Source organism: Trebonia sp. (genome assembly GCF_049794275.1).
GTDB lineage: Bacteria > Actinomycetota > Actinomycetes > Streptosporangiales > Streptosporangiaceae > Trebonia.
Window position 1 is genome coordinate 1 of the sequence record NZ_JBARCR010001153.1, and the last position, 2,677, is coordinate 2,677.

Here is a 2,677-nt window from a genome sequence, read left to right on the forward strand (position 1 = left end):
CAGGGCGCGGCCGTCGACGTGACCGAGGCGGACCAGGCCCGGCGCGACCGGCTGGACGCCGCCCAGTCCGCCAAGGCGGCGGACGCGGTGCTCATCGACGCCACCGACCTGACGCTCGCCGAGGTGATCGACGAGATCGTCGGGCTGGCTGGCGAACGGCGGCCGCTCGCCAGCGCGGGGGACAAGAGCAGTTGATTCTTAACGTAGGGACTGACGGAGAAGTGGAAGGAACGCAGCCGGTGCTCGCCGTCGTCGGACGGCCGAATGTCGGCAAATCCACCCTGGTGAACCGCATCCTCGGCAGCCGGCAGGCGGTCGTGCAGGACGTGCCCGGGGTCACCAGGGACCGCGTCGCGTACGACGCCAACTGGCGCGGCCGGACGTTCACTGTGGTGGACACCGGCGGCTGGGTAGCCCGCGCGCAGGGCCTGTCGGCGCAGGTTGCCGAGCAGGCGAAGATCGCCGTCGACTTGGCGGACGCCGTGCTGTTCGTGGTGGACGCGCGGGTCGGCGCGACCGACGAGGACGAGGCGGTCGCGAACGTGCTGCGCCGGTCCGGCAAGCCGGTCGTGCTCGCGGCCAACAAGGTGGATGACGCGCGCAGCGAGGCCGACGCCACCTCGCTGTGGTCGCTCGGGCTCGGCGAGCCGGTCATGATCAGCGCCATGCACGGCCGCGGCGCCGGCGACCTGCTCGACCTCGTGCTCGACGCACTGCCCGAGGCCCCGCCGGAACGCCTCGGCGAGTCCGGGCCGCGCCGGGTGGCGCTGATCGGCAAGCCGAACGTCGGCAAGTCCAGCCTGCTGAACAAGCTCGCCGGCGAGCAGCGCGCGGTGGTCGACCCGGTGGCGGGCACCACCCGTGACCCAGTGGATGAGCTGATTGAGCTCGGCGGCACCACCTGGCGGTTCGTGGACACCGCGGGCATCAGGCGGCGGTTCAGGGACAGCCAGGGCGCGGACTACTACGCGACGCTGCGCACCGCGGGCGCGCTGGACCGCGCCGAGGTCGCGGTCGTGCTCGTCGATGCCAGCGAGCCGCTCACCGAACAAGACCTGCGCATCATCACCATGGTGATCGAGGCGGGCCGGGCGCTGGTCATCGCCTTCAACAAGTGGGACCTGACCGACGAAGAGCGCAGGCACTACCTGGGGCGGGAGCTCGAGCGCCAGCTCAACCAGGCGCGCTGGGCGCCCCGGGTGAACATCTCCGCCGCCACCGGACGGCACGTCGACCGGCTGGTGCCGGCCATCGAGGAGGCCCTGGCGAGCTGGGAGCAGCGAGTCTCTACCGGCCAGCTCAACCAGTTCCTGAACCAGGTCGTCGCCGCCACCCCGCCGCCGATGCGCGGCGGGCGCCAGCCGCGGATCCTGTTCGCGACCCAGGCGGGTACCAGGCCGCCGCACTTCGTGCTGTTCACCACCGGGTTCCTCGAGGAGACGTACCGCAGGTTCATCGAACGCCGGCTCCGGGAGGAGTTCGGCTTCGAGGGCACCCCGATCAAGGTGACCATGCGGGTGCGCGAGAAGCGCGGCAAGGGCGCGGGCAAGCCGGCGAAGCCCGCCGCCAGGCGGGGATAGGCGGCCGAGAGCCAGCCGCGTACGTTCGGGATAATCCTTTCCATGCTTTCCCAGGAAAAGCTGCTTGAGCTGGACAGGAAGCGGGTCTGGCATCCGTACGCTCCGATGCCGCCCGCGAATCCGCCGCTGGTCGTCGCCGAAGCCAGCGGCGTGCGGCTGCGGCTGGCGGACGGTACCGAGCTGATCGACGGCATGTCGTCGTGGTGGGCGGCGCTGCACGGGTACGCGCACCCGGCGCTCGATGCCGCCGCTAAGGAACAGCTGGGGCGGATGAGCCACGTGATGTTCGGCGGGCTGACGCATGAGCCGGCCGTGACCCTGGCCGACCGGCTGGCGGCGCTTGCCCCTGACGGGCTGGAGCACGTGTTCCTGTGCGACTCGGGCTCGGTCAGCGTCGAGGTCGCGGTCAAGATGTGCCTGCAGTACTGGCAGTCGCGCGGTCTGCCAGGCAAGAAGCGGCTGCTCACCTGGCGCGGCGGGTACCACGGCGACACGTTCATGGCGATGTCGGTGTGCGACCCCGAGGGCGGCATGCACCGGATGTGGGACGGCGTGCTGCCCCGGCAGGTGTTCGCCGGGCTGCCGCCGGCCGGGTTCGCGGCCGGCGTGGACGAAGCGTACGCGGACGAGCTGCGCGAGCTGATCCGGCGGCACAAAGACGAGCTGGCCGCGGTGATCGTGGAGCCGGTCGTGCAGGGCGCGGGCGGCATGCGCTTCCACGACCCGGGGTACCTGCGGGTGCTGCGCGAGGCCTGCGACGCGCACGGGGTGCTGCTCGTCTTTGACGAGATCGCCACCGGGTTCGGCAGGACCGGGGCGTTGTTCGCGGCCGGGCACGCCGGGGTTTCGCCGGACGTGATGTGCGTGGGGAAGGCGCTGACCGGCGGATACCTGTCGCTCGCGGCGGCTCTCGCCAGTGGCGAGGTGGCGGCGGGCATCGCGGCGGGCGAGCTGCCCGTGCTGGCACACGGGCCGACGTTCATGGGCAACCCGCTGGCCTGCGCGGTGGCGAACGCTTCGCTCGACGTGCTGCTCGGCGACCGGGCGACGACGTCCTACCCGGACGGCTGGCGCGCCGCGGTCACGCGGATCGAGAC

2 protein-coding genes and 1 pseudogene are annotated in these 2,677 nt (G+C 71.9%); all 3 read left to right on the forward strand.

Annotated features, from left to right (window positions below; translation table 11 throughout):
* Positions 1-195 (forward strand): annotated as a pseudogene (locus WA805_RS28515) (hypothetical protein); the annotation flags it as partial.
* Positions 196-221: 26 nt separating this feature from the next.
* The gene (gene der, locus WA805_RS28520) at positions 222-1,580 is read left to right on the forward strand and encodes a ribosome biogenesis GTPase Der (RefSeq protein WP_422279850.1); all 1,359 of its coding nucleotides are present in this window, start codon (positions 222-224) and stop codon (positions 1,578-1,580) included.
* Between the two features lie 42 nt (positions 1,581-1,622).
* Positions 1,623-2,677, forward strand: a 1,055-nt coding sequence (gene bioA / locus WA805_RS28525) for an adenosylmethionine--8-amino-7-oxononanoate transaminase (RefSeq protein ID WP_425243871.1), incomplete at its 3' end; no start/stop codon positions are given.